The organism is Acinetobacter sp. 197, assembly GCF_048148385.1.
GTDB lineage: Bacteria > Pseudomonadota > Gammaproteobacteria > Pseudomonadales > Moraxellaceae > Acinetobacter > Acinetobacter pecorum.
The window spans coordinates 1-5,068 of the sequence record NZ_JAYWZK010000028.1 but is presented as its reverse complement, the minus strand read 5'-3'; the positions used below and the strand labels follow the sequence as shown (position 1 = coordinate 5,068).

The following is a 5,068-nucleotide window of genomic DNA, read 5'->3' as shown; positions in this document are numbered from 1 at the left end:
GTTGATCGTTATGGCGTGGTTGCTGATATAGCCATCCATGAACCAAGCAAAGGCGGCAACGATAAGAACCATCACGCCCATATCATGCTTACAACTCGAAAAGCTGAATTAGACAAAGATAGTAAATTAACTCTGACGACTAAAACCGATATTGAGTTAAGCAACGCCAAGCGTAAAAGTCTTGATATGGGTACGACCCAAGAAGAAATTAAAGAGATACGAGAGAAATGGGCGAACCTTGCAAATCTTGCATTAGAAAAAGCTGGTTGTAAGGAAAAGATCGACCATCGTAGCTATGTTGATCAAGGTAACGGACTACAAGCCACGATTCATGAAGGCACCAAAGTCACTCAATTGCGTAGACAAGGCATAGACACTGAAATCAGCCGTTTCAATGACAGTGTGAAGCAACAGAATAGCCAACAACTTAATCAAGAAAAATCAAAGACGGAAAATGTTTTACAACAGGGTCTAAATCGTGTCGAAAAAGGTTTTGATCAGTGGAAAAATAACCAAGAAGCCAAACGTCTAGAACAAGATCGCCAAGCACAAATGAAACAACAGCAAGAGTTAGACAAACAACGAGCCGAGCAAGCACTCCGCAAGGCATCTCAGAAACTAGATAAAGGCGGAATGTCCCGATGAGCAACCAAAATGATTTAGACGACCAGTTATACATTTTATTGGCATCTATGAAGGAATACAGAGAAGCCATAGCAGACGATAAGAAGCGATTAGAGACGTTTTACAGCCATGTAGCCATAGGGGTGCTCGATAAGGCTGAAAAATCGCTACAATACACAAATAAGCAAGCTATAGGGGCATTAAAGAGCCGTATTCAAGAATTAGATAAGGCAACGAGCCGTCTTAACTATCAATTCATTGCCATATTTGCCAGTGCCTTTATAGCGTTGGTAATGGTGCTGTTCTTGGCGTTATTTTTATTTGTACCAAGTATGGATGAAATCCAGCAGCGCAGATCGGAAGTAAACAACCTAAAAGAATACAGCTTAGACCTATCAAAATGTGATGGGAAAACATGCGTCAGAGTTATAAAAAAACAGTGTGGATATGGGAAAAATGCCGATTATTGTGTAATTGACCCTAAATAATTCAGGCTTTGTACTTTGCTCTGTTCCTTTCTTTATTTACCAAATATCTAATGTCGCAAAGTGACTCGACTTTGAAATTTGGCTAAAGCTAAATCTCAAAGCATCGAGTTACCGAACGTAGCGAAATATTTTTTTGATTGTTAAAAAATTCAATTACTTAGATATACTGTCTGACATTAAAAAATATTATGAAATACAATGTCCGGTAGTCACCATTACGTGATTTTTCTTCAAAGCTACTGGATAATATTTTATGAACACCACAGATCGCCCAACAATTTTAACTGGCGACCGTCCCACAGGACAACTTCATCTAGGTCATTTCATTGGATCTTTACGTTCACGTGTAGGTTTACAAGATTCTCATCATCAACATCTATTATTAGCAGATGCTCAAGCATTTACCGATAATGCTGATAATTTCGAAAAGGTACGTAGAAACATTATTGAAGTTGCTACTGATTATCTTGCTGTTGGTATCGACCCGACAAAGACCACTATTTGTATCCAATCGGGACTACCGGCATTAAATGAACTAACTATGTTGTATTTAAATTTTGTCACAGTGTCACGTCTTGAGCGAAACCCAACTATTAAATCAGAAATTCAAATGCGTGGTTTTGAACGTGATATCCCCGCTGGTTTTTTATGCTATCCAGTGGCACAAACTGCAGATATAACAGCTTTTAAAGCAACTGTAGTTCCTGTCGGTGAAGACCAAATTCCAATGATTGAACAGACCAATGAAATAATACGTCGTTTAAATCGTCAAATTGGCCATGACTTACTGCCTGAATGTAAAGCCTTATTGTCTAATGTAGGTCGCTTACCCGGCTTTGATGGTAAAGCTAAAATGTCAAAATCTCTAGGTAATACTATTGTGTTAGATGCTTCAGATAATGACATAAAAAAAGCTGTTAATTCTATGTATACAGACCCTAATCATTTATGTATAGAAGATCCAGGGCAAGTTGAAGGTAATATAGTATTTACTTACTTAGATGCTTTTGACCCTAACAAAGAAGAAGTTGAAGAACTTAAAGCACATTATCGTCGTGGTGGTTTAGGTGATGGTGTTGTTAAAAAACGTTTAGAAGGCGTATTAAAAGAACTTATCACTCCTATTCGTGAACGTCGTATTGAATTTGCTAAAGATCCTGATTACATCATGGATATTTTGAAAGCTGGCACACTAAAATGCCAAGATATTACTCAACAAACATTAGATGAAGTTAAAAGTGGTTTGGGTGTATTCCATTTTTAAACTGAGATATAGAATTTTAAAAGCCTAGTTTACTAACTAGGCTTTTTCACGATTTAAGATATTACACAATTTAGAAACCGAGCGAGTGTCTACGAGCGATTGAGCATCATCAAAATTTCGCCCTCGCCTTTTCTCTGATTACAAGCTCCCTTTCGATTTTAAACGGTAGGTACAGAGCATCCCGAATGGGTGCGAACTTTGGAGCTTTTGCTTTTCAAAAAGTATGAGCGAAGCGAATACATTATCAATGCTTTTTCTTTTAGATTTCACAAATAAGATTAACCAAAAACTGCCCCACGAAGCGAGGAACGAGCTTCAATAGAGTACGAGCTTTAGCGAGTACCTAGGGCAGTTTGCACTCCCCTCTCGAAAGGCTTTTAATTATTTTTAAAGCTTTTAAATGCTTTTAGATAAGCTGAAAACATTGATATGAGAGGACTACAGCTTATATAAGCACACAAATTCTCTTGTATAAGCACACAAATTCTCTTGTATAAGCACACAAATTCTCTTGTATAAGCACACAAATTCTCTTGATTTACACACATAAAATATATAGTGTGTAAATACACATTAATAATAACGTGTATTTAATATGAAGAATGGTTTAGTTGTGAAAGATAATGCATTAATAAACGCCAGTTATAATTTAGAACTAACGGAACAGCGTTTAGTCATGCTTGCAATCATTAATGCAAGGGAATTAGGGCGGGGTATTACGGCAGATAGCAAACTAGAAATACATGCTAGTGACTATGCAAAACTATTTAATGTATCACCTGATGCATCCTACAAAGCCCTGAAAGATGCCGTAAATAATCTATTTAACAGGCAGTTTAGCTATACAGCCGAATATAAAAAAACAGGGAAGGTAGGTATCGTTCGCTCTCGCTGGGTAAGCCGTATTTTTTATGTAGATGATTTGGCATTACTAGAAATTACTTTCGCACCTGATGTAGTTCCTTTAATCACTAGATTAGAAGAACACTTTACAAAATATGAAGCCAAACAAGTTGCACACCTAACCAGTAAGTATGCCACTAGACTTTATGAGTTATTAATCGCTTGGCGTGAAGTTGGTAAAACACCTGTTTTTGAACTACAACAATTACGTAAAAATTTAGGTGTTGAAGATGATGAATATCAACGTATGCACCATTTTAAAAGCCGTGTATTAGAAACTGCCATTACTCAAATCAATGAACATACAGACATAAAAGCCACTTATGAGCAACACAAGAAAGGGCGTACAATTACTGGGTTTTCATTCAAGTTTAAGCAGAAACAACAACCGAAAAAATTAGATTCTAAGCGTGACCCAAACACACCTGACTTTTTTATCAAAATGACCGATGCACAACGCCATTTATTTGCAAAAAAAATGTCAGAAATGCCTGAAATGGGGAAATATTCACAAGGTACAGAAAGCTACCAACAATTTGCTATCCGTATAGCAGATATGCTGTTAGAGCCTGAAAAATTCAGAGAGCTTTATCCAATTTTAGAAAAATCAGGATTTCAGCCATGATTAAATTAAATAACCTATCAACCGATCTAAAGCATGTGACCGTTGAATACCTCGACATCGTAAATTATGAAATTGCGAGGGAAAATATATGCTGTTATATCTTCCTATTATCCCGACTATCCAAAGATGCCGAACCCACCGAAAAAATGCAGATGGAAAGCAAAATACAGAACTTAATTTACTATCGGGATAATTTACAAATCGAGGACAAGGACAATATTCAAAAGGTTTTAAATACGCTCATTCCAGAGTATCAAGCCGAACAAAACAACCAAACAGCTAAGAAAAATTAGGCTTCAATGTCGGGCAAATCAAAAAGCTGTCGATCTCTATTTTCTGTTAAATATTCGTTGAGTTCAGCGAGTATTTTTTCTTTATTGGCTTCATTTGCCTGCATTTTCTTAATCAAGTAAGAACCGAGCAAAATTTTACGTCGAGTATCATCCTTGCGCTCCTGTTCTTTCTTTTTGGTACGTTCTCTTGCTTCAATAGCCTGTTTCTGTGCTTTTAACTGTTTCAGCTTCTCTAACTGGGCTTCAATTTTCTTTTCGATATTTTCAGCAGATTTAGTCATAACGGTTAATTTCGGAATATAGAAAACTACTCAAGCATAAGACCCTATGAATTGAAATTCAAGCGGGTAATATGCTATCGTGTTTTTCATGAAATGCGCACTTACGACTTGAACAAAGTTCAAGTCATCATTGCGTAAGGGGAACCCCCTTAACCCCAAAAGCAAAACCAACATCAGGATAACTGCATGGCAATTTATCATTGCTCAACTAAGACCGTAAACAGAAGTTCGGGAAGAACAGCGGTTGCATCTGCTGCTTATCGTGCAGGGGAAAAACTAGAAGATGAACGTACAGGATTGACCCACGACTTTACGAGAAAAGATGGTGTAGCTCATTCCGAAATTGTTTCTAATCTCGATATTGAAATTGATCGAAATGAACTTTGGAATTTGGCTGAAAAAGCAGAAAACCGAAAAGATGGTCGAACCGCTAGAGAATGGGTGATTGCTCTACCTGATGAATTAGATCCTGATCAACGTAAGGACTTGGCAAAAGATTTTGCTCGGTCTTTAGTTGATCGTTATGGCGTGGTTGCTGATATAGCCATCCATGAACCAAGCAAAGGCGGCAACGATAAGAACCATCACGC

General features: G+C 37.3%; 7 protein-coding genes. 6 read left to right on the top strand and 1 reads right to left on the bottom strand.

Translation table 11 applies throughout. The annotated features are described in order from the left end of the window. From VXQ11_RS15535 to VXQ11_RS15515, 5 genes are all read left to right on the top strand, one after another. A partial coding sequence (locus tag VXQ11_RS15535) for a MobA/MobL family protein (protein ID WP_416706431.1) occupies window positions 1-645 on the top strand: 645 nt, incomplete at its 5' end. After that, window positions 642-1,112 (top strand): hypothetical protein, encoded by a 471-nt coding sequence (locus tag VXQ11_RS15530; protein WP_171538792.1) that lies wholly within the window; start codon window positions 642-644, stop codon window positions 1,110-1,112. The genes VXQ11_RS15535 and VXQ11_RS15530, both read left to right, overlap by 4 nt. 253 nt (window positions 1,113-1,365) lie before the next feature. Further along, entirely contained in the window at window positions 1,366-2,376 is a 1,011-nt protein-coding gene (gene trpS / locus VXQ11_RS15525; protein WP_171538791.1) for a tryptophan--tRNA ligase, read from the top strand. A gap of 595 nt (window positions 2,377-2,971) precedes the next feature. Next, window positions 2,972-3,904, top strand: a complete 933-nt coding sequence (repM, locus tag VXQ11_RS15520) for a replication initiation protein RepM (RefSeq protein WP_026438545.1) — start codon at window positions 2,972-2,974, stop codon at window positions 3,902-3,904. Beyond that, complete coding sequence (locus tag VXQ11_RS15515) at window positions 3,901-4,197, top strand: hypothetical protein (RefSeq protein WP_416706430.1); 297 nt, start codon at window positions 3,901-3,903, stop codon at window positions 4,195-4,197. Before repM ends, VXQ11_RS15515 begins: the two co-directional genes overlap by 4 nt. On the opposite strand, the gene VXQ11_RS15510 is transcribed toward VXQ11_RS15515, so the two are convergent. Beyond that, window positions 4,194-4,478, bottom strand: coding sequence for a hypothetical protein (locus tag VXQ11_RS15510; RefSeq protein ID WP_004871868.1), 285 nt, complete (start codon window positions 4,476-4,478; stop codon window positions 4,194-4,196). The two genes, VXQ11_RS15515 and VXQ11_RS15510, sit on opposite strands and share 4 nt — an antisense overlap. 186 nt (window positions 4,479-4,664) lie before the next feature. On the opposite strand from VXQ11_RS15510, the gene VXQ11_RS15505 reads away from it, so the two are divergent. Then, window positions 4,665-5,068 (top strand): MobA/MobL family protein (locus VXQ11_RS15505; protein WP_416706429.1); only part of this gene is annotated, 404 nt, incomplete at its 3' end.

Bases quoted from the DNA above. Each gene is read 5' to 3' on its own strand.
- VXQ11_RS15510 (WP_004871868.1), bottom strand. From the start codon at position 4,478: ATGACTAAATCTGCTGAAAATATCGAAAAGAAAATTGAAGCCCAGTTA.
- VXQ11_RS15515 (WP_416706430.1), top strand. From the start codon at position 3,901: ATGATTAAATTAAATAACCTATCAACCGATCTAAAGCATGTGACCGTT.
- trpS (WP_171538791.1), top strand. From the start codon at position 1,366: ATGAACACCACAGATCGCCCAACAATTTTAACTGGCGACCGTCCCACA.
- VXQ11_RS15530 (WP_171538792.1), top strand. From the start codon at position 642: ATGAGCAACCAAAATGATTTAGACGACCAGTTATACATTTTATTGGCA.
- repM (WP_026438545.1), top strand. From the start codon at position 2,972: ATGAAGAATGGTTTAGTTGTGAAAGATAATGCATTAATAAACGCCAGT.